Below are 21,138 nucleotides of genomic sequence, written 5' to 3' on the forward strand. Positions count from 1 at the left end.
TCGACGTCAGAGCACCGCGCTGAGAAATTCCCGCGTCCGGTCGTTCTCGGGGTCGCTGAAGATCTTCTCCGGCGAGCCGGACTCGATGACCCGGCCGGAGTCGAACATCAGGACCTGGTCCGAGATGTCCCGGGCGAAGTTCATCTCGTGGGTGACGCAGAGCATCGTGATGTCCGTGGTGCGGGCGATGTCCCGGAGGACGTCGAGGACTCCCGCGACCAGCTCCGGGTCGAGCGCCGAGGTCACCTCGTCCAGGAGCAGCACCTGCGGCCGCATCGCCAGCGCCCGGGCGATCGCCACCCGCTGCTGCTGGCCGCCGGAGAGCTGGGTCGGGCGGGCGCCCGCCTTGTCGGCGAGGCCCACCAGGTCGAGCAGCCCGCGCGCCCGCTCCTCCGCCTCGTCCTTGGACAGGCCGAGGACGGTGACCGGGGCCTCGGTGATGTTCCGCAGCACCGTCATGTTCGGGAACAGGTTGAACTGCTGGAACACCATCCCGATGTTCTTGCGGACCTCGCGGACCTGCTTCTCCGGGGCCGGGAAGAGCTGGTCCCCGGCGACCGTGATCGTGCCCTCGTCCGGCTTGATGAGGGTCATCAGCAGCCGCAGGATCGTCGTCTTGCCGGAGCCGGACGGGCCGATCAGCGTGACGTGCTTGCCGGACTCGACGGAGAAGTCGAGCCGGTCGAGCACCGTGTTGGACCCGAAGCGCTTGGTGACGTGGTCGAAGCGGATCAGTTCGCTGCCGTCCACCGCCGGATTCGCGTTGGCGTCGGGTTCTTTCATCAGGGGGGTGTCAGCGGACAAGGCGTCGCTCCAGGGCTCGTACGAGAAGGGAGGCCGGATAGGCGATGACGATGAAGGCCACACCGATCACCGTCAGGGGCTCGGTGAACTGGAAGTTCTCCTGGGAGAAGAGCCGTGCCCGGCCGAGCATCTCCATGACCGTGATCGTCATCAGGATCGGTGTGTCCTTGAGCATCGCGATCACGTAGTTGCCGAGGGCCGGCACGACCCGGCGGATCGCCTGCGGCAGGATCACCGCGGTCCAGGTGTGCCGCACCGGCAGGTTCAGCGCGGTCGCCGCCTCCCACTGGCCGACGGGGACCGCCTCGATGCCGGCCCGGTAGACCTGCATCGTGTACGTCGAGTAGTGCAGGCCGATCGCGCAGATACCCGTGGTCAGCGCCGAGAACGTGACGCCCCACTCGGGCAGCACGTAGAAGAAGAAGAACAGCTGCACCAGCAGCGGGGTGTTGCGGATGAACTCCGTGACCACCCCGACCGGCCAGCGCACCCAGCGCGTCGGCGTCCGCATCAGCAGCGCCCACGCCAGGCCCAGCGCGAACGAGATCAGCGAGCCGAGGGCGAGGATCTGCAGGGTGACCAGCAGTCCTTCCCAAAAACGCGGCATGAAGTCGGCGACAGTGCCCCAGTCCCATTTCATCCGAGAGCACCTCCCGCGCCCACACCGGTCGTCTCGGGACGGTGCAGTTCCTGGTCGGGCGTGCGCCCGACCTGCTTGCCCAGCCCGGCCTTGAGTTTGCGTTCCAGTCCGCGCATGCCCCGCGTCAGCAGGAAGGCGATGACGAAGTAGATCAGCAGGACGTACGTGTAGATCTCCGCGCTCTCCTGCAGCGCGAGCCGCACCAGGTTGGCGCTGAAGGCCAGGTCGCCCATGCCCATGACGGACACCAGCGCGGTGCCCTTGAGCAGCTCGATCAGCAGGTTGGAGAACGGCGGGATCATCTCCGGCACCGCCTGCGGCAGGAGGATCAGCCGCATCCGCTGCCATGGCGTGAAGCTGAGCGCGATACCGCCCTCGCGCTGCGCCGGGTCGACGGCGTTCAGCGCGCCGCGCACGATCTCGGCGCCGTACGCCCCGTAGGTCAGTCCGAGTGCGAGGGTGCCGGCCCACAGCGGGACCAGCTGCCAGCCGAACGCGACCGGCAGCACGAAGAACACCCAGAAGATCATGATCAGGGCGGAGGTCCCGCGGAACACCTCCGTGTAGAAGCCCGCGAGGAAGGGGACGATCCACAGCCGGTGGGTGCGGGCCACACCGACCACGAAGGCGACCGCCGCGGCCAACAGCGCGCTGAGGACCAGCAGTTGGACCGTGGTCCAGATCCCCTTGAGTACGAGTTCCCAGAGTCCCGAGGTCATCCGCCGCAGAGCTCCTTCGCGGTCAGATCGGTCATCTCGGCCTTGGTGAAGCCGAACGGCCGCAGAATGCGGAACAGTTCGCCGCTCTGCTTCAGCTGGTGCAGCTCGACGTTGAAGGCGTCGCGCAGCTTTGTCTCGGTCGGCCGGAAGGCGAAGGCGCCGCCGTCGACATGGGGCTTGCCCTTGACGAGGGGCGCGAAGGCCTTGGTCGACTCGGCCTTGCTCGACTTCCTGACCACCTCGCGGGTGGTGAGCGCCGTACCGGCGAAGGCGTCCACCCGCCCGGCCTCGACCGCGTTCAGCCCGGCGACCTGGTCCGGGACGATCAGGATGTCGCTCTCCTTGTACCCCGCCTCGACGGCGTACTGGATCTCCGCATACCCGGTCCCGGTCGCGAACTTGGCCTTCTTCGCGACGATGTCCTTGTAGTCGTGCAGCCCCTTCGGATTGCCCTTGCGGACGATGAAGGCGTCGAGCATCTGGTAGTCGGGGTCGGCGAAGATGACCTGCTCGCACCGCTCGGGATTGACGTACATCCCGGCCGCCACGACGTCGAACTGCTGCGAGTTCAGCCCCGGAATCAGCGAGCCGAACTCCGTCGGCACGGGCTGCACCCTGTCCACCCCGAGCCGTTTGAAGATGACCTTGGCCAATTCCGGGGCCTCGCCGGTCAGTTCGCCGTTCTTGTCTATGTACCCGAAGGGGATCTCACCCGCTATTCCCAGGCGTACGACGCCTGCCGCCTTGAGCCGGTCGAGCAGATCACCGCCTTGTGTCGTCGATGCGGTGGCCACGCGACTGCAGCCGGCGGCGCCCAGCGCACCGAGCGCCGCGACCCCCGCGAGCAGCGATCGGCGCCTGGGCCCGGGTGACCCGGGTGTGTGTCTGTAGTTCCCATTAGGTGGAGCCATGGCGGCGCGGCTACCCGAGAGCATGCGATGTATGCACCATGGAAGGCATGGCTGACCGCTACATCGAAGTCTCGCTGGTCAAGCGTGGAATCACCTGCACGGCAAAACTGCTGGACGACCGCGCGCCTCTCACCTGCGCGGCCGTGTGGGACGCTCTTCCACTGGGCAGCGACGTCTATCACGCGAAATACGCCCGAAACGAGATCTATGCCCTTTTCCCGCCCTTCGCGGCATCAGAACCACCGCTGGAAAATCCGACAGTCACCCCGATTCCCGGAGATCTCTGCTATTTCGCCTTCGCGGGAACGGAACTCGGCACGAAGGCGTACGGCTATGACCGCGAGGTCCGCGCGGGCACGACGGTCGTCGACCTCGCCCTCTTCTACGAGCGCAACAACCTCCTCCTGAACGCCGACGTGGGCTGGGTGCCCGGCATCGTCTGGGGCCAGATCGTCGAGGGCCTCGCGGAGATGGCGGAAGGGTGCAACGACCTGTGGCGGTCGGGAGCGGCGGGGGAGACGCTCAGCTTCCGCCGGGCCTGAACCCGGAGGTGATCCCCGCCTCGTACAGCGCGTGAGCCGAGCGCAGCACCAGATCGTCCCGGTGCCGGGCCGCCACGAGCTGCAGGCCGATCGGCAGACCGTCCCCGTCGATTCCGACGGGGACGGTCGCCGCCGGCTGCTGGGTCATGTTGAACGGGTACGTGAACGGGGTCCACCCCGTCCAGCGCCGGTGCCCCGAGCCCTTCGGCACCTCGGCGCCCGCCTCGAACGCGGTGATCGGCAGCGTCGGCGTGACGAGGAGGTCGTAGGACTCGTGGAAGCGGCCCATGCGGCGGCCGAGTTCCATGCGGACGTCGACCGCGGCGAGGTAGTCGAGCGCGGACAGGCGCGCGCCCGCCCCGCAGATCTCCCGCAGCCCGGGATCGAGCAACTTCCGCTGGTGGGCGCCGAGTCGCTGGGTCACCCGGGCCGCCCCCGAGAACCACAGGGCGTGGAAGGCGTCCACCGGGTCGGTGAAGTCCGGATCGGTCTCCTCGACGTACGCGCCGAGCCCGGCCAGCCGCTCCACCGCCCGCCGCACCGCTGCGGCGACCGCGGGGCGCACCGCCACCTGCCCGCCGAGGGACGGCGAGTACGCGACCCGCAGGCCCTTCACCCCGCCGGACAGTCCGGCGACGAAGGACGCGGGCGCGGCGGGCAGCGCCGACCAGTCGCGGTTGTCCGGCGCCCCGATGACGTCGAGCAGCAGCGCCGCGTCCGCCGCGTCCCGGGTCATCGGGCCCACGTGCGCCAGGGTGCCGAACGCGCTCGCCGGGTACAGCGGCACGCGGCCGTACGTCGGCTTCAGCGCGAAGATCCCGCAGAAGGCGGCCGGGATACGGACGCTGCCGCCGCCGTCCGTGCCGAGCGCGAGAGGGCCCGCGCCGAGCGCCACGGCCGCCGCCGCGCCGCCGCTGGAGCCGCCCGCCGTGCGCGTGGGGTCGTACGGATTGCGGGTCGTCCCGGACTGCGGCGAGTCCGTGACGCCCTTCCAGCCGAACTCGGGGGTCGTGGTCTTGCCGAGGAACACGGCGCCGTGCTCGCGCAGGCGGGCGACGGAGGGGGCGTCCTCGTCCCAACGCCCGTTCTCCGCAATCGTCTTGGAGCCCTTCAGGGTGGGCGCGCCGCGCAGCAGGATGATGTCCTTGACGGTGGTGGGGACCCCGTCCACCAGCCCCTTCGGCTCACCGCGCCGCCAGCGCTCCGTCGACTCCCGGGCCTGCGCGAGGGCCTCGTCGGCCAGCAGGCGCACGAACGCGTTCACCTCCGGCTGGATCCGCTCGGCCCGCTCCAGCGCGGCCCGCGTCGCCTCCTCCGGACTGAACTCCCCCTTGCGATACCCCTCGACGAGTCGTACGGCGGTCAGCTCGGTGAGGTCGAGGTCCGTCATCTGCCCTCCATCGCTAGGACCTGTCCGGCGGATCAGCGTCCTGGTACGTACCCGCGCTTCTTGTCGACCACGTTCAGCAGAGGTCTGCCCGCCTCCCAGCGCTCGTACAACTCCAGGAACTGACTGCCCAGTTGATCGCGCCAGCCGATCGTGTCGCCACTCATGTGCGGGGACACGATCAGACCGGGGGCCTCCCACAACGGGCTGTCGGGGGTGAGGGGTTCGTGCTCGAAGACGTCCAGGGCGGCACCAGCGATCCACCGCTTGGCCAGGGCCTCGCCGAGTGCGTCCTCGACGACCAGACCGCCGCGCCCGATGTTGATGAAACGGGCGGCGGGCTGCATCACGCCGAAGCGGCGGGCGTCGAACATGCCGTACGTCTGCTCGGTGAGCGGCGCGGCCGCGATCACCCAGTCGGCGCGGGCGATCAGCCGGTCCAGGTCGTCCGGACCGTGGATGCCGGTGCGCGGTTCGCGGCCGACGAGCGCCGTGGTGACGTCGAGCGCCTTGAGCGTGCGGGCGATCGTACGGCCGATGGGCCCGGAACCTACGACGCACGCGCGCGTGCCCGCGACCCGCTGCGTCTCGCGGTGCCGCCAGGTCCGCTCCCGCTGCAGCTCCCAGGTTTTCGGCAGGTCCTTGGCCATGGTCAGGACGAGCGCGGCGACGTACTCGGCGATGGGCTGGTCGAAGACACCGCGCGCGTTGGTCACCACGGTGTCGGACGAGGCGAGTTCCGGACACATCAGGTGGTCCACGCCCGCGCTCGCCGTGTGCACCCAGCGCGGCCGCGGGCCCTCGCCCGGCCAGGCGGCCCGCACCGCACGCGAGGCGAAGTCCCACACCAGCAGCACGTCGGCGCGTGGCAGCCGCTCGGCGAGGGTCGACTCGTCGGCGTGCTCGATCCGGACGCGGCCGGTGAGCCGGCCGAGGCGTGGAGGCGGCTCGGCGTCGAGGACGAGGAGCGTGGGGACGGGCGGCGGGGAGGAGGTCATTCGGGAGCCGTTTCTCAGCGGCGACAGCCGTCTGACGTGGGCGGTTTTGTGACGGTTACCAGAAATTGACCCGGCGGCGACTTGGGCGGATTGACCACGCTCGCACCCCAACCTACCTTCGTCAACACGGGCATGCATACGGTCCGTTGTCCCCCCGCTCCGCATGGTGAGGCCGGTGCTGCCATGGACATCTCTTTTCTCGGTGGACCGCGCCCTCAGCGCGGTGTCGGTGTCGTCGCCCCCTTCGACTTCGCGCTCGATCGTGAGCTGTGGCGTTGGGTCCCCGACGACGTGTCCCTCCATCTGACACGGACGCCGTACGTGCCGGTCGAGGTGAGTCTCGACCTCGCCCGTCTGGTGAGCGAGCACGAGACACTGGACGACGCGGTCCGCACACTGAACGCGGTCACACCCGAGGTCGTGGCCTACGCCTGCACCTCCGGCAGCTTCGTCGGTGGGACGGCCGGGGAGCGGGCGATGTGCGAGGCGATGACACGGGCGGGCGCGGTCCCCTCGGTCACCACCTCGGGCGCGCTCCTCGAGGCGCTGGTGGCGCTCGACGTCCGGCGGGTGGCGCTGGTGACGCCGTACACGGTGTCGGTCACGCGGGCACTGGAGGAGTACGTCGCCGAGGCCGGCGTCACGGTCACCGGGTGCGCGTTCATGGGCCTGACGCGGCACATCTGGAAGGTGCCGTACCGCGATGTGGTCGACATGGCCCACCAGGCCGTACGAGGCGCCGCGGACGCCCTGTTCATCAGCTGTACGAACCTCCCGACCTACGACGTCATCCCGCAGCTGGAGGCCGAACTGCGCATCCCGGTGATCTCGGCCAACCAGGTGACGATGTGGGCTGCACTGGCCCGGCTGGGTACCCGGGCGGTGGGGCCGTATCAGGCGCTGATCGATCCGGCGGCGCGTTCGGGCCCCGTACTGCCGGAACTCCCGGACGGTGAGCAGCAGGAAGGCAGGTCATGACGGCACTCGGATTCCTCTACCCGGGCCACTCCGCGGAGGACGAATACCCACGCATCGAGCAGCTGCTCGGCAGCGACATCCGCCTCGACGTCGTCCACACCGACATCGGCGAGGACGCGCACCGGGTGGACGCGCTGCTGGAGATGGGCTCGACCGAGCGGCTCGCGGCAGGCGTCGAGCAGCTGCGCATGGCGGGCGCGGAGTCGGTGGTGTGGGCATGCACCAGCGGAAGCTTCGTCTACGGCTGGGAGGGCGCCCACGAGCAGGTGCGCGCCCTCGCCCGTACCGCAGGCATGCCGGCGTCGTCGACCTCCTTCGCCTTCGTGCACGCGCTGCAGGAGCTGGGGGTGCGGCGGGTGGCGGTCGGCGCGACCTACCCCGAGGACGTGGCCGGTCTGTTCGCGGAATTCCTGCGGGCGGGCGGCTCGGAGGTGACCTCTGTCCGCGGTGCCGGGATCATCACGGCGGCGGAGGTCGGGACGTGGGGCGAGGCGGAGGTGTTCCTGCTGGCGAGGGACGCCGACCGCCCCGACGCGGACGCCCTCCTCCTGCCGGACACGGCCCTGCACACGGCGGCACACATCCCCACCCTGGAAAAGGAACTCGGCAAGCCGGTACTCACCGCCAACCAGGTCACGGTCTGGGAGGCCCTGCGCCTCGCGGACCGCAGGGTGAACGCACCGGCGCTGGGGTCCTTGTTCACGCGGGAGCCGATCGTGCAGGTGCGACCCCCGGGGTGACCGCGGGGGAATAAAGCGGAGACTGCCTCCTGTTAACGCCGGACGGACAGCGCACGGCCGAAAACAGGAGGCACTCACCGTGGCGGCAGAAGAGAACGTGGCGGCGGACGAGATCAGGGGCACCACACACGGCACCGCCCCCGTACCCCTCTCCGTACTGGACCTGGTGACCGTCGGCGCGGGCCGCACCGCCACCGACGCCCTCCGCACCAGCGTCGCCATCGCCAAGCTGACGGAGTCCCGCAGCTTCAACCGCTACTGGGTCGCCGAGCACCACTCCATGCCGGGCGTCGCCTCCTCGTCCCCCGCCGTGATCCTCGCCCACCTCGCCGCCCACACCGACCGCATCCGGCTCGGCTCCGGCGGCGTCATGCTGCCCAACCACGCGCCTCTCGTCATCGCCGAGCAGTTCGGCACCCTGGAGGCCATGGCGCCCGGCCGTATCGACCTCGGCCTCGGCCGCGCCCCCGGCACGGACGGCGCCACCGCCGCCGCCCTCCGCCGCACCGAACGGCTCCACGAGGGCGCCGACGACTTCCCGGAGCAGCTCGCCGAGCTCACCCGCTTCCTGGACGACGACTTCCCCGACGGGCATCGCTACCGGCGCATCCACGCCGTACCCGGCCCGATCCAGGCGACGTCCCCCGGTGGCGTCCAGTCCCCGCACCGCCCGCCCGTCTGGCTGCTCGGCTCCTCCGGCTTCAGCGCCCGCCTCGCCGGCGTCCTCGGACTGCCCTTCGCCTTCGCGCACCACTTCTCGGCGCAGAACACCGTCCCGGCCCTGGACCTGTACCGCGAGTCGTTCCGGCCGAGCGAGGCGCTGGACGCCCCCTACGCCCTCATCGGTGTCTCCGCCCTCGCCACGGACGACGAGCGCGAGGCCCGCCGCCAGGTCCTGGCCGCCGCCCTCAACATGGTCCGCCTGCGCACCGGACGCCCCGGACTCGTCCCCACCCCGGAAGAGGCCGAGGCCTACGAATTCAGCCCGATGGAGGAGGAGTTCATCGCCTCCTGGAACTCCAACGTCATCCACGGGACCCCGGACGAGGTCCGTTCCGGCCTCGACGACCTCCAAAAGCGCACCGGTGCCGACGAGTTGATGATCACGGGCAACGCCCACAGCGGAGACGTACGGCTGCGCTCGTACGAACTCATCGCGGACGCCTACGGGTTGCCGACCACCTGATCCCCGGCGCGCGGGCGGAGCTCGATCAGCTCGGAGATACGATCCGGCGACACCGGCCGTGAGTACAGCCACCCCTGGCCGGTGTCGCAGCCGATGCGGCGCAGACGGGTCGCCTGGGCGGACGTCTCCACGCATTCAGCGGTGACCGTCAGGCCCAGCCGGTGGGCGAGTTGGATCATCGCCTCGACCACGACCTCGTCGGCCGGGTTCGGCGGGACGGCGCCTTCCTTGTCGCTCTCGTACTGGAAACCGCGTACGAAGGAGCCGTCCAGCTTCAGGACCGACACCGGCAGACGGCTGAGGTACGCCAGGTTCGAGTAGCCCGTGCCGAAGTCGTCGATCGCGATGCCGACGCCCATGTCGCTGAGAGCCTGCAGGGCTTGCAGCGGGCGGCCCGCCGAACCCATCACCGCCGACTCCGTGAGTTCCAGCTGGAGCAGGTGGGGCGCGAGACCCGTCTCGGCGAGCGTCTCGGCCACGTCCGCGACCAGATCCGAGTCCCAGACCTGACGCACCGCCACATTGACGCTCACGAACAGCGGCGGCTCGTCCGGGTGGTCCAACTGCCAGCGGCGCGCCTGCCGGCAGGCCGTCCCGAGGACCCAGCGGCCCAGCTGCACGATCGAGCCGTCCTCCTCCGCCAATCCGATGAACCGATTCGGCGTCAGCACACCGAACTGCGGATGGTTCCAGCGGACCAGCGCCTCGACACCGTGCAGCCTGCCGTCCTCCATGCCCACCAACGGCTGGTATTCCAGAACGAATTCACCGCGCTCGATGGCGGGACGGAGCGTGGAGGCGAGGGCCTGGCGGGTCATGCGGTGGGCGTTGCGCTCCGGGTCGAAGAGCGTCCAGCGGGCCTTCCCGTCGGCCTTCGCCCAGTACAGGGTGGTGTCGGCCGCCTGCATGAGGGCGGTGGGTGTGGTGCCCGCCGCGTGGCGTTCCACCACACCGATCGACGCCGACACCGACACCCGCTGACCGGCGAGGTCGAACGGCGCCTGCACCGCCTCCAGCACCGACTCGGCCAGATCGGCCAGTTGGTCCGTGCCCATCGAGTCCTCGACGAGGAGCGCGAACTCGTCGCCGCCCAGTCTCGCCACCAGCGGCGCGCTCGTCCTGGCGTAACCCGCCTCGTCGGCGCAGCGGGTGAGGCGTTCGGCCACGGCGGCCAGCAGCCGGTCGCCGATGCGGTGGCCGAGCGTGTCGTTGACGGCCTTGAAGCCGTCCAGGTCGAGGTAGCACAGCCCGATCCGGCCGGTGCCGCTCTCCTCGTACGACTCCGCCTCCAGCACGGCCGTCAGGCGCTCGAAGAAGAGGGTGCGGTTGGGCAGCCGGGTCACCGGGTCGTGCATCTGCAAGTGCCGCAGCCGGCCCTGGAGTTCACGATGCGCGCTGATGTCCGTGATGGACATCAGGACGCCCTCGTCGTGAGCCGGCAGGGGGGAGACGGTGACCTCGACCCAGACCGACTGGCCGTCGGGGTGCTTCAGCCGGCGCGTGCAGCGCAGCTTGGCCTCGCGGCCGCGCAGCACCTCGCGATACGCGTGCCAGGTACGGGCGTCGGACGCCAGGTCCACCAGGTCGGCGGCGAGACGGCCCGCCAGATCGCCGGGGGCGCTGCCGAACAGGGCACCGAATCCGTCGTTGACGCCGACCACCAGGCCTTCGCGGTCGACGACCGCCATGGCGAGGGGGGCAGCAGTGAAGACCGAGTGGTACGCCGGCGGCTCCGTACGAGTCGTCAGCGGCTCGGTACGAGGAGACGCGCAGGCGTCACTCTCTGTTACGGCGCCCCGGTCGAGGTCTGCCGCGGGCGCCGGCCCTTCGGACGTTCCGCTCACCGCTCGCTCCCGCAGTGCACTCGATCTCTGTCCGTGCAGGAAAGTGTGCCGATCATAGAGGCAGACCCAGGTGCCTTCCAGCCACTGTCCAGTGTCCCGGATCCAGCGGCACTTCTGACAGATCGTTTCTGCCCGCAGCTGGACGGGTTCTTCGGGCCCCCGATCGCTTGTGACGTTCCGTGAGCGTTTCGGGGGTGTCGACTCTGACGGTCTTTCGGCTGCCTCACTCGTCTGGGGCAGGCAAACAGGACGTAGTACTACTAATACACACAGGCTGGGTGCGGTGTCCCGTGTACCGCTCCCGGAGGTCCCTGTGCAGCGTCCGTTTCCCCTCAAGGATTTCAGGGGTCCCCGACTGCGCAGCACCGCCGCCGTGTTCACCACCCTCTCGGCGCTCGCCGCGACCTCGCTGGTGACCGGGCCGTCGATCGCCGAACCGTTCTCGGCGGTGCCGTGCGCGCTGCAGCGCACCGACGCCCATCACTCGGAGGGCCTCGACACCTGGAACGCCGCGTATCCGCGGCCGCGCCGCGCGCTGGACGCGGTGATGGTCTTCCTGTCCTTCCCGGACTCGGCCCCGCAGACCACGCCCGCCCAGCTGGCGGCCGACCACTTCCCGGCCACCAGCCAGTTCTTCGAACGCGCCTCCTACGGCAAGTTCACCCTGCGCCCGCATCCGCTGCGGCACTGGATCCGGATGCCGCACGCCTCGACGTCGTACGCCATACAGCGGGACTGGAGCGCCGGCCACCGTGCCGCGTACCTGCGCGACGCGCTCGCCGTCGCCGACCCGCAGGTCGACTTCTCCCGCTACGACGTCGTGTACTTCGTCGCCGACCCGGACGCGCCCGGTGTGGACTCGGACGCGACGAAGGTCGTCAACCTGGACACCCCGTTGCGGGCCGACGGCACGGACATCCGCCGGGTCGTCACGGTCTTCGAGAAACACCCGCCCGACCGCCTCGTGCTGGCCCACGAGACCGGACACGTCTTCGATCTCCCCGACCTGTACCACCGGCCCGACGACGGCAAGGGCGACTGGGACACGTACGTCGGGGACTGGGATCTGATGGGTAGTCAGTTCGGGCTGTCCCCGGACCTGTTCGGCTGGCACAAGTGGAAGCTGGGGTGGCTGGGACCGCGGCAGGTGGTGTGCGTGCGGGAGAGGGGCGTCACGCGGCTGACGCTGGAGCCGCTGGGTGCCGCGCCGGGGGCTGCGGCGACGGGAGTGGCGGGGGCGCCGGCCTTCGGGCTGGGGCGCGGCGCGAAGCTCGCGGTGGTGCGGACCGGCGCCGACAGCGTGCTCGCCTTCGAGGCGCGCGGGCCGGTCGGCAACGACACGTCGGCCTGCCGTTCGGGGATTCTCGTCTACCGGGTGCACGGCGGCGCCACGTCCGGCGGCGGCCCGATCGAGGTGATCGACGCCCACCCGCACACGGAGGCCTGCTGGGAGAACTCCGTCTACCCACCCCTCGCGGACGCCCCGATCGCCCTCGGCGAGACCTTCACGGTGCCGGGCGAGGGGATCCGCGTACAGGCGACGGGCCGAACGGCCTCGGGAGCGTGGACGGTGAAGATCACAGCAACCGGATGACTTCTTCGTCCCTGCGGCCACGGCGGCTTTGCAGCCACTTCGGCCTTGCGGCCACGGCGGCCGCCGGTGGCAAGGGGGGTGTGGGTGGCAAGGGGGGTGTGGGTGGCGAAGCCCCCACACCGCGCGGCGAAGCCGCGCAGAAACGACGATGGCGAGACCGCTTCGCGCTTTCCGCGAACAGATCTCGCCATCGACAACGTGCGCCGCCAGGGACTCGAACCCCGGACCCGCTGATTAAGAGTCAGCTGCTCTAACCAACTGAGCTAGCGGCGCCTGCTGACGTCGTAGACCTTAGCATCCTGATCGGCGGGAGGAAAAATCGATATCCGCACGGCAGCGCGGGCGGCCCGCACGGCTGCCCAGACCAGGATTTCCGGGCCCGGCAGCCAGGGGTGGCGGGTGTCGGGGGCGACGAGCCAGCGGGAGTCGCAAGAGGCCGGCGGGTCGGTCGCGAGCAGGGCCGGAACGGTCACCGCGTCGCCGTTGCCGTGGCACAGCAGGGGCGGGATCGCCGCCGTGCGGCCGAACTCCTCCCAGCGCAGCAGCGAGGGCAGCCGCTGGGCCGTACCGGGCGCGGCGAACAGCAGCATCCGGCCGCGGAAGGTCGCCACCGGGCCGGAACCCGGCCCTTCGTCCCACAGTCGGTCGACCATCCGCCGGCCGAAGACCGCGGGCGCGCTGACGACGTCGAAGGCGCTGCCGCAGGGGAGCACGACCGGGGCGCCGGGGCGCTCCCTCCAGAGGGTGAGCGTGCTGCGCGGGTACGGTCCTGCCGAGGCGAGCCAGGCGGCTCCGTCCGCGGTGACTCCACAGACGTCGAAGCGGTCGGCGAACGGCTCGTTCCGTGTGCTGCTCATGGCAACTACATCTACCGGCTGTGAACGTTCTGTTCCTGAGAGTTGCCAGAAGTCGGGACAGGGGGAGACGGGGAGGGGTATCTTGCCCGCCTGGCATATGCCAGTCCGAAGCGGGTCGTGTTCACACCGGGTCGGCGTTGCCCCGCGTCTCGGCCCCGCTCAGCAGGTCCCGCCCGAACTCCACCATCTTCTTGGCATAGTCCTCGGTCCACCCGGCGCGTTCCGCGATGTCCGCCGGCGTCAGCCGGTCGAACCGCCGGGGGTCCGCGAGCTGCGCGGCCGCCATCGCCTGGAACTCCACCGCACGGTCGGCCGCGGCGCGGAACGCGTGTGTCAGTTCCGTCGCGCGGGCCAACAGCGCTCGCGGATCGTCGATCGACTCCAGATCGAAGAAGTGCTCCGGGTCGGAGGCCGCCTCCGCGGGCTCGAAGAGCAGGGGCGCGGGGCGTAGCCGCGGTTCGTGCCGACGCGGCGTGGGCTCCGCCATGTCTTCTCCTCCTCGTACGTCAGGGTCGACCCGTCCAAAAGCGGGCCACCGTCCATTGTCTCGCGGCCACGCAAGAGGGGCAGAGACCCCCGGTTTCTCAAGGTCCGAACGCCACCCGGTGTTCCCCGAGGCGTGCCAGTACCGCGTGGTTCGCCTCCCAGCCGTCCGGGAACTTCACGAGTGTCCCCAGCTGTACCGGCTCCGTCGACGGGTAGTCGTCCAGCAGCTCGCTCACGCCCGCCCGGCAGACCACGATGCACGCGTGCCGGTGGCGGGAGGCGAGGACGCACAGGCGGCCTGTTTCCAGGTGGAAGGCGGTGGCGTCGGGGCGGCCGGAGAGCGGGTGCAGGACCACCGTCACGTCGTACTCACGGCCCTGCAGGCGGTTCGCCGTGTCGACCGTGACGTCTGTGACGCCCAGCTCCACGAGCGCCGCGCGGACGGCCGCCGCCTGGTCGCGGTGGGCCGTGCCGACCGCGATCCGGTCGGGGGTCAGCGGCAGGGGCTCCTCGGGTGCGCGCTCCGATGTGGCCGCGCCGCCCCGGTCCAGCAGCCGTCGTACGACGGTCGCCACCGCACGTACCGCCTCGGGGTCGGTGCGCGGGGTGTGCCGGGCGGGCAGCTCCAGCAGGCCCCAGCCGGACTCGGCCGCCTCGTCGATCACCTTGTCGGGGCCGGAGCCGTCCGAAGGAACGGCGAAGGTGAGGCCGCGGTCGCCGTGGTCCGTGCCGCTGCGGAAGGGCGTGTACGGGTAGAAGGCGTCCGAGACCAGGGGGGCAGCGGAGGCCGGGAGGCGCCAGGACACCGGGAGGCGGTGCTGCGGCAGCTCGGGGTTGTGGGCCAGAAGGGTGGTGACCGCGGAGGCCGAGGGGTCGTACGACAGACCCGCCCACTGCTCGCTGCCCACGATGGCGAAGGGATCGAGCTGGCCCGGGTCGCCCACGAACAGCGCCCGCTCGAACAGCCCCGCAACGGCCAGCAGCGCGTCCGAGCGCATCTGGTACGCCTCGTCCACGATCGCGTGCCGCCACGGCTCGTCGACCTTCACATGCGCCCACTTCGCGGCCGTGGAGATGACGACCGAGAGGCCCGTCAGGTCCGACGCCTTCGCCGACTTGCGGACGTTCGGCAGGTCGTCGAGGGCCTTGTCGTACGGGTCGGCGTCGCTGCTGTGCAGGCGGCCGACCGGCAGCTCGGGGTTCTTCTCCGCGAGGCGCAGGACGAGGTCGTCCACCTGTGCGTTCGTCTGGGCCACCACCATCAACGGGCGTCCCGCGTCGGCGAGTTCGAGTGCTGCCCGCACCACGAGCGTCGACTTCCCGGCGCCCGGCGGGGAGTCCACGACCACGCCGCGATGGGTGCCGTGCAGGGTGTCGCGGAGGATGGCGTCGGTGGCCTCGGCGGCCAGGGCGCCGGGGTCGAAAACGGCGGTCACAGGACGTCCTCGGTGGTCGTGGGATCGGCGGCCTCCTGCACGGCCTCACCCGGCGGGCCGCCGTGCGTCCACGGCGTCTCCTCCGGGTCGGGCAGCTTCGGGCCGCCCCGCTGCTCGTGCTCGAACGTCGTGAAGCAGAGCAGGTCGCCCTTCTCGGGCACCGAGCCGGCCTCGGGCTCCTTGCCGCGGCCCATCTTGTCGACGATGCGCAGGACGAACAGGTCGTCCGCCTCCCGCCCGACGAACTCCGCCGACTGCGGCTTTCCGCCCAGCGAGCGGTACACCTTGGCCCGCTCGCCCAGGTGTGGGCGGTCCTCCGTCCGTACGGTGACCAGCGGGCGCGGGCTGGGCCGCTTGCTCTCGCTGTACGCCATCACGACGTCCGTCACCTCTCCGGCGAACGCTTCCCCGGACAGCCGCCGCCCCGCCATCACCAGCGGGTCGTCGAGGGCCTCCTGGGCCTCCAGGCGGGCCTGTTCGCGCTCACGCGCGGCCAGCTTGTTGGCGGCGGTGACCGCGTCGTCGCGGCGCGGCTGCGGGGGCTCACCCGCGACGACGCGGTCCCGGTGGCCGGTGAACGACCAGCGGTCGCGCGTCCACCGCTCCTCGACGTGCGCCCCGTCGGGCAGCGCCCGCAGCAGGTCCAGGCCCTGCCAGACCTTCTCCCAGGTGGGCAGGGTGCGGCTCAGCACCAGGTCGCGGATCTCCCGCTCGGCGGTGGTGAGTTCACCGAGCCGGTCGTCCGCCTCCAGGCCGTCCTCGGCGGCGGCGAGTGCGGTACGCGCGCGGTCGTAGCGCTCGATGGCGGGGGCGAGCAGCTTGTTGTCGAACGCCGGGTCGGTGGCCGGGCCGGCGGGCGGGCACAGGAGCTGGCCCTTGGGGTCGCGGGCGAGCTCGGCGTGCAGGGCGGCCTCGGCGCCCGTCGAGCCCTCCGGTGGGTCGATCCAGGCGAGCAGCGCGCCCAGGTGCTGGTCCTCCAGCGTGGACTGCCCGGTCGCCCAGTGCCGGGACAGGACGTCCGTCGTGGCGAGCAGCAGCGAGGAGCCGGGCACGCGGGCCCGCTCCGCGAAGTGCGTCAGCCAGCGACCGAGCAACGGCACGCGCGGGGGTGCGGGATACGGCGTCTCCGGATCCTGCTCCGCCGTACGCCTAAAACGCATGGAGCGGCCGAGCAGCCGTACGAAATCGACGCCCGCGCGGCTCGGCACGATCAACTGCGGGGCGTCCGCGCACAGTTCGACCTCGACCTTGACCCGCTTGCCGGTCTCCGGGTCCGTCTCGTTGCGCTCGGCGGCCTCCACGGCCTCGGCGTACTCGTCGAGGTACGGCAGGACGACGTCCGCCAGCTCGGCCAGGAACGCGAACCGGAGGTCGCGGTCGCGCGGCTGCGGTACGACCAGGAGGCGCGGCGCGTCCCGGTCCGTGCCCACCAGCGCGCCGAGCGGGGCGCCGGCCTCGCCCGCGGTGGTGAGCGGCACGAGGACGAGGGGCCGCTCGGACAGATGCCGGTGCCGGACGGTCGCGGCGGGCTGGGCGCGCCCGGTGCGCACGGCTTCCAGCCGGCCCAGGGTGGAGATCAGCGACATGGAGTGACCTCCTGACCGAGGGCTTCCGCACGGAGCCGGGCCGCTCTGCGCAGCGCGGCCACCGCCGGGTCGTCCGGGTCGCCGCTCTCGCCGCGGGCCGCGGACAGGACGTCCCCGACCGTCGTCAGGCCGCCCAGTTCGGCACGGACCGAGCGGCCCAGGGAGGTCACCGCGCCGGCCGCGCGGGAACGGTCGCGGCAGTGGAAAGCCAGCTCGCACGCGGACAGGCACTCGGGCGCGTACGTCGCCGGGACCGACTCGACGGCGGACGTCAGCTCGGCGGCGGGCAGCTCCGGGGAGAAGCACGTGCCCTCGGGGAGCGTGTCGGCGATGTCCTCGATGCGGGTGAGGCGGGCCAGCTGGCGGCCGGTGACCGCGCGCTGCTTGCGCACGTCGACGGCCGAGGCGGTGGGCAGGTTGGAGAAGTCCTTGGGACAGACGAGCAGGATCCGGTGCCGCACCTCGGGCGCCGGGTCCAGGCGGGCGGCCACCTCCTCCAGGGCCAGCACGTAGACCGCGGCCTGCCGCGCCGCCGCGCCCACCTTCGCCGGGTCCGCGGAACCGTCCAGCATCGGGAAGGACTTGATCTCGACGACCGTCCAGCTGCCGTCGGGGTGCACGACCACGGCGTCCGGCTCCAGGAACGCGGGGGAGCCCGCCACCTCGAGCGCGAGCATCGGGTGGTCGAGCAGGGTCCAGGTGCCGGGAGCCGCGACGGCCTCGCGCAGCGCCAGCGCCGTACGGGCCGCGCGGCCCTCGGGGCCGGTCGCGGCGAGGTCGGGCACCCGCGCCTCGGCGGGCGGCTCCGCGCGCCGGTCCAGCTTCTCGTGCACCAGCCTGAGCAGCTCCGCGCCGCCGTCCGCCTTGACCTTCGCCTCGAACGCGTTGCCCCGCGTGAACGCGAACTGCGACTGCCCGAAGGCCGACGGGGAACCCAGCGAACTCGCCAGCGCCGCCTTGTTCACCCCGGCGCCGTCCAGGATCGCGCGCCTCTTGCAGCCCGGGTTGGCGGCGAGCGCCGCGAGGGCGCGCGCGTCCAGCGCCTTGGCCGGTACGTCGGGACCGCGCAGCTCAGCGAGCCGCTGCCGGAGCGCCTTCCCCCGCGTCCGTGGGAGAGGCACCCGGTTCGGCTCCGGATCCGATCCGGGACTCGCGCTGCCGTGGAATTCGCTCACCCGCGGAAGTCTGGCATCCGGCACTGACAATTGAGGAACCTGCGACCTGAGAGCGCCCTGCGGCGAGCGGGAGCTGCTCCCTGATCCGGTCCGCGCCCCGCATGACGTACGGCGTGAGGAACAGCCCGACCCCCATCACGGCCGCACCCGCGACCGCGTCGAGAAAGTAGTGGTTCGCGGTGCCCATGACCACGATCGTGGTCAGCAGCGGGTAGGCGACGGCGGCGACCTTCGTCGCGGGAGTCCTGCCGTACCGCCACAGCATGACCCCGCACCACAGCGCCCAGCCCACGTGCAGGCTCGGCATGGCCGCGTACTGGTTCGTCATGCCCCCAAGACCCCTCGGCGCGCTGGCCTCGCCGCCCCACCAGCCGTACGAGCTGTACTGGGCCATCGTGTCGACGAAGCCGTGGCCCGCGGAGAGCAGGCGCGGCGGGCAGGTCGGCAGCAGCGTGAAGCCGATCAGGCCCATGAACGTGGACGTCATCAGCCAGGTGCGGGCCGCGCGGTAGTGCGCCGCGCGTGATCTGAACAGCCAGACGAGGATCGCGGGAGTGACCAGGTAGTGCAGCGACGCGTACCAGAAGTCCGCCGGCACGCCGAGCCACGCCTCGTGCGTGAAGAGCCGGTTGAGCGGGTGCTCGGCGTTGATGTGCAGGAACTTCTCGATACGCAGGATCGACAGACCGTGGTCGACGGCGCCGGAGGTGTCACCGCGGACGAGGAGCCGGCCGGCCGAGTAGCAGACGTACACCAGAAGGATCAGCGGCACCTCGGTCCACCAGCGCAGGCGGGTCCGCGGGGTTGCTGCCTCGATGCCCGGTGTCGTCTCGGTCTTCGGCATCCGATCGCCTCCCCCTTCACATTCGCGCGGCGCCCGGTGCTCGGGTCGTGCCACTTTACGGCGTACGTGCGCTCCTTCTTCGGGCGCCCCCGGCCCTCAAAGACGCAGAGATCGGCCACCGGGTTGCCCCCGCACAGGGTGCGCGATGATGGAGGGGTTCCGCCTGTGATTTCTCCGGAAAGGCCTCTCGGCTCATGGCACCGCGCATCCTGCTGGCCCGGCACGGACAGACCGAGTGGTCACTGTCCGGCAAGCACACCGGCAGGACCGACGTGCCCCTCCTGGAGGAGGGCCGGCGCGGCGCCAAGCTGCTCGGCGAGCGGCTGCACCGGGCGCCGTTCGAGGGCCTGCCCGGGGTCGAGGTGCGCACCAGCCCGCTGGCACGCGCGCGTGAGACGTGCGAGCTGGCCGGGTTCGGCGAGCGGGCGGCCGTCTGGGACACGCTGATGGAGTGGGACTACGGCGCGTACGAGGGCATGACGCCGGACGACATCCAGGCGGTCCGGCCCGGGTGGCTGATCTGGCGGGACGGCGTCCCGGAGGGCGAGTCGCTCACCGAGGTGACCTCCCGGGCCGACGAGGTGGTGGCGTGGGCGCGCGCGGAGGACCGGGACGTGCTGGTGTTCGCGCACGGGCACATCCTGCGGTCGATCGGTGCGCGGTGGTTGGGGCTGCCGATCGATTTCGCGGCACGGATCAGACTGAATCCGACGTCCCTGTCAGTGCTCGGGTGGGGTTATGGGGAGCCGGCGCTCGAGAGCTGGAACGACTCGGGGCACCTCGCCGGGTAACCGGCCCCGGCGAAGCCCGGTGCCTTCAGGCCGACCTCGGTGTCGAGGCATGCCTCTCCAGAAACGCCGACACCCCCGAAGCCCGCCGGTGCGGCAGGAGCACCCGTGCCGTCCCCGCCAGCATCGTCTGGACCCGTGACGACTGGACCTGGTCCAGCAGATCCAGCACCCGCATTCCCGCCGTCGCCGCCTCGTCGGGGCGGCCGCCCCGCGCCAGGTCGTCGGCCAGTTCGGCCGTGTACAGGGCGATGTTGCGGGTGAAGTGCGGGTTCTGGAGCTGGGCCGCGCGGTGTGCGTGGCGGGCGGCGCGCGGCCAGTCGCCCAGCGTCGACCAGCACTGCGCCTCCAGGCCCTCCAGCTCGGCCTCGCCGTAGAAGCTCATCCACTCGGGGTCGGCGTCCGAGGAGCCCCGCTCGTAGAGGGTCTGGGCGCGCACGAGTGCCTGTTCGCAGCCGGTGCGGTCGGCGAGCCCGGCCCAGCCGCCCGCCTCGCGCAGCGCGAGCAGCGACATCAGGCGAGGGGAGCCGAGGGGGCGCGCGACGCGTTGCGCGGCCTGCGCGGCCCGCACCGCCTCGCGCGGGCGCCCGGCGTCGCGCGCGAGGAACGCCGTGTTGCAGAAGGCGTGCGCCTCCAGGGCGTCGTCGCCGGTCATCCGGGCGGTCGCGAGCGCCTCCGCGTAGTGCGAGCGCGCGTCGTCGAACCGCCCCGAGTCGTGCGCCAACCAGCCGACGGAGATGGCGAGTTCACCGGCGCCCGAGTGGAGGCGGTCGGCCGTCGCCTGACGGGTGGCGCCGGCGTCCAGCAGCGCGTAGGCGGCGCGCAACGGGGCCGACGCGCGCCGGTAGAGCCCGTCCGCGCCGTGCCGGTCGTCGAGCAGCCGGATTCTGCGTACGGCCTCTTCGAGCGCGTACGCGTCGTTCGTCCCGGGGCGGCGGACGGGACGGCCCGCCGCCGCGGCGTCGAAGGCGAGCCCGATCGGGCTCAGCGAGGCGGCGGCCACCGTGGCGCCCCCGCCGGTCATGAATGCGCGACGCAGCACGTCGCTCTCCTCGTAGTTCTCGTGAAGCGCATGGCTCTCGTGATGTTCCTGCGGGTCGTACGGGTCCTGCGTGTTGTGCGTGTCCTGCGTGTCATACGGCTCGTGCCGATCCTGCGTCTCACCGGGAGTGGGCGCCCGGCGGCCGCGTACGGACGCGCGGGAGGCGAAGCCCAGGTCGGTGAGCGTGCGGCCGGGGAACATGTGCAGGAACACCCGTTCGTATGCGTAGTTGGGGCAGCGGATCTCGCCCGCCTCGACCCGGCCGACATAGCGCGCGTCGCAGCTGACCCGCTCCCCGATCTCGCGCGCGGCCCGTCGTACCGCCGCGGCGAACTCGGCCGGCGAGCGCTGTCCGCGCACCTGCCGGAAGACGAGGTTCGGCCGCGGTGGCCGGGTGGGCGTGGGCTGGGACGAGGTCACCTTTGACGACGCCATGGCCGGGTCCTCTCGTGCGAACCGTCGAACCATGCCGGATTCAGGGTGAGTTGTCCGTGTAGCGCCCTGCTTCCGGCGGGCAAGAACGTACCTGCTGTGTCGGACCCGCCACGCAGGGTTTGGCTACAAACCGGATATCTCATACG

General features: G+C 71.4%; 20 protein-coding genes and 1 tRNA gene. 6 read left to right on the top strand and 15 right to left on the bottom strand.

The window, feature by feature from the left end; all coding sequences use genetic code 11:
* Window positions 1-6: 6 nt before the first annotated feature.
* From ehuA to ehuB, 4 genes are read right to left on the bottom strand one after another with little or no spacing between them, the layout of a single operon-like run.
* The gene (gene ehuA / locus OG303_RS30850) at window positions 7-783 is read right to left on the bottom strand and encodes an ectoine/hydroxyectoine ABC transporter ATP-binding protein EhuA (protein ID WP_405872437.1); all 777 of its coding nucleotides are present in this window, start codon (window positions 781-783) and stop codon (window positions 7-9) included.
* A gap of 10 nt (window positions 784-793) precedes the next feature.
* Window positions 794-1,444 carry an ectoine/hydroxyectoine ABC transporter permease subunit EhuD gene (ehuD, locus tag OG303_RS30855; RefSeq protein ID WP_405872438.1) on the bottom strand — a complete coding sequence of 217 codons (651 nt, stop codon included), beginning with the start codon at window positions 1,442-1,444 and terminating at the stop codon, window positions 794-796.
* Entirely contained in the window at window positions 1,441-2,163 is a 723-nt protein-coding gene (gene ehuC / locus OG303_RS30860; protein WP_405872440.1) for an ectoine/hydroxyectoine ABC transporter permease subunit EhuC, read from the bottom strand. The genes ehuD and ehuC overlap by 4 nt, the downstream gene beginning before the upstream one ends.
* Window positions 2,160-3,074, bottom strand: a complete 915-nt coding sequence (ehuB, locus tag OG303_RS30865) for an ectoine/hydroxyectoine ABC transporter substrate-binding protein EhuB (protein WP_405872442.1) — start codon at window positions 3,072-3,074, stop codon at window positions 2,160-2,162. The genes ehuC and ehuB overlap by 4 nt, the downstream gene beginning before the upstream one ends.
* Before the next feature lie 47 nt (window positions 3,075-3,121).
* Here ehuB and OG303_RS30870 point away from each other — a divergent pair, with 47 nt between their 5' ends.
* Window positions 3,122-3,616, top strand: coding sequence for a DUF3830 family protein (locus tag OG303_RS30870; protein ID WP_405872443.1), 495 nt, complete (start codon window positions 3,122-3,124; stop codon window positions 3,614-3,616).
* On the opposite strand, the gene OG303_RS30875 is transcribed toward OG303_RS30870, so the two are convergent.
* Entirely contained in the window at window positions 3,597-5,006 is a 1,410-nt protein-coding gene (locus OG303_RS30875; protein WP_405872444.1) for an amidase, read from the bottom strand. The two genes, OG303_RS30870 and OG303_RS30875, sit on opposite strands and share 20 nt — an antisense overlap.
* 32 nt (window positions 5,007-5,038) lie before the next feature.
* Window positions 5,039-6,001: a D-2-hydroxyacid dehydrogenase gene (locus OG303_RS30880; RefSeq protein ID WP_405872446.1), complete on the bottom strand. Its 963-nt coding sequence runs from the start codon at window positions 5,999-6,001 to the stop codon at window positions 5,039-5,041.
* A gap of 183 nt (window positions 6,002-6,184) precedes the next feature.
* Here OG303_RS30880 and OG303_RS30885 point away from each other — a divergent pair, with 183 nt between their 5' ends.
* From OG303_RS30885 to OG303_RS30895, 3 genes are all read left to right on the top strand, one after another.
* The gene (locus tag OG303_RS30885; RefSeq protein ID WP_405872447.1) at window positions 6,185-6,979 is read left to right on the top strand and encodes a decarboxylase; all 795 of its coding nucleotides are present in this window, start codon (window positions 6,185-6,187) and stop codon (window positions 6,977-6,979) included.
* Entirely contained in the window at window positions 6,976-7,719 is a 744-nt protein-coding gene (locus OG303_RS30890) for a decarboxylase (RefSeq protein ID WP_405872449.1), read from the top strand. The genes OG303_RS30885 and OG303_RS30890 overlap by 4 nt, the downstream gene beginning before the upstream one ends.
* Window positions 7,720-7,816: 97 nt before the next feature.
* A complete protein-coding gene (locus OG303_RS30895; protein WP_405877574.1) occupies window positions 7,817-8,905 on the top strand; it encodes an LLM class flavin-dependent oxidoreductase in 1,089 nt (362 codons plus the stop codon).
* Here the strand turns inward: OG303_RS30895 and OG303_RS30900 are convergent.
* Window positions 8,884-10,749 (bottom strand): putative bifunctional diguanylate cyclase/phosphodiesterase, encoded by a 1,866-nt coding sequence (locus OG303_RS30900; protein WP_405872450.1) that lies wholly within the window; start codon window positions 10,747-10,749, stop codon window positions 8,884-8,886. The genes OG303_RS30895 and OG303_RS30900 overlap by 22 nt on opposite strands.
* 283 nt (window positions 10,750-11,032) lie before the next feature.
* On the opposite strand from OG303_RS30900, the gene OG303_RS30905 reads away from it, so the two are divergent.
* A complete protein-coding gene (locus OG303_RS30905) occupies window positions 11,033-12,343 on the top strand; it encodes a M6 family metalloprotease domain-containing protein (protein WP_405872452.1) in 1,311 nt (436 codons plus the stop codon).
* A gap of 199 nt (window positions 12,344-12,542) precedes the next feature.
* Here OG303_RS30905 and OG303_RS30910 read toward each other — a convergent pair.
* From OG303_RS30910 to OG303_RS30940, 7 genes are all read right to left on the bottom strand, one after another.
* Window positions 12,543-12,616: transfer RNA gene (locus tag OG303_RS30910), tRNA-Lys, on the bottom strand.
* On the bottom strand, window positions 12,607-13,200 hold the full coding sequence (locus tag OG303_RS30915; protein ID WP_405872454.1) for a bifunctional DNA primase/polymerase: 594 nt from the start codon (window positions 13,198-13,200) through the stop codon (window positions 12,607-12,609). The genes OG303_RS30910 and OG303_RS30915 overlap by 10 nt, the downstream gene beginning before the upstream one ends.
* A gap of 121 nt (window positions 13,201-13,321) precedes the next feature.
* A complete protein-coding gene (locus OG303_RS30920; protein WP_405872456.1) occupies window positions 13,322-13,687 on the bottom strand; it encodes a hypothetical protein in 366 nt (121 codons plus the stop codon).
* 97 nt (window positions 13,688-13,784) lie between these two features.
* On the bottom strand, window positions 13,785-15,122 hold the full coding sequence (locus OG303_RS30925) for an AAA family ATPase (protein WP_405872457.1): 1,338 nt from the start codon (window positions 15,120-15,122) through the stop codon (window positions 13,785-13,787).
* Window positions 15,119-16,708, bottom strand: coding sequence for a hypothetical protein (locus OG303_RS30930; protein WP_405872459.1), 1,590 nt, complete (start codon window positions 16,706-16,708; stop codon window positions 15,119-15,121). Before OG303_RS30930 ends, OG303_RS30925 begins: the two co-directional genes overlap by 4 nt.
* On the bottom strand, window positions 16,699-17,829 hold the full coding sequence (locus tag OG303_RS30935; protein WP_405872461.1) for a hypothetical protein: 1,131 nt from the start codon (window positions 17,827-17,829) through the stop codon (window positions 16,699-16,701). The genes OG303_RS30930 and OG303_RS30935 overlap by 10 nt, the downstream gene beginning before the upstream one ends.
* Window positions 17,780-18,727, bottom strand: coding sequence for a phosphatase PAP2 family protein (locus OG303_RS30940; protein WP_405872463.1), 948 nt, complete (start codon window positions 18,725-18,727; stop codon window positions 17,780-17,782). The genes OG303_RS30935 and OG303_RS30940 overlap by 50 nt, the downstream gene beginning before the upstream one ends.
* A gap of 194 nt (window positions 18,728-18,921) precedes the next feature.
* Here OG303_RS30940 and OG303_RS30945 point away from each other — a divergent pair, with 194 nt between their 5' ends.
* On the top strand, window positions 18,922-19,518 hold the full coding sequence (locus OG303_RS30945) for a histidine phosphatase family protein (RefSeq protein WP_405872464.1): 597 nt from the start codon (window positions 18,922-18,924) through the stop codon (window positions 19,516-19,518).
* A gap of 25 nt (window positions 19,519-19,543) precedes the next feature.
* Here OG303_RS30945 and OG303_RS30950 read toward each other — a convergent pair whose 3' ends face one another.
* Window positions 19,544-20,992: a hypothetical protein gene (locus tag OG303_RS30950; protein WP_405872465.1), complete on the bottom strand. Its 1,449-nt coding sequence runs from the start codon at window positions 20,990-20,992 to the stop codon at window positions 19,544-19,546.
* Window positions 20,993-21,138: the final 146 nt, after the last annotated feature.

The organism is Streptomyces sp. NBC_00005, assembly GCF_045160215.1.
Lineage (GTDB): Bacteria > Actinomycetota > Actinomycetes > Streptomycetales > Streptomycetaceae > Streptomyces.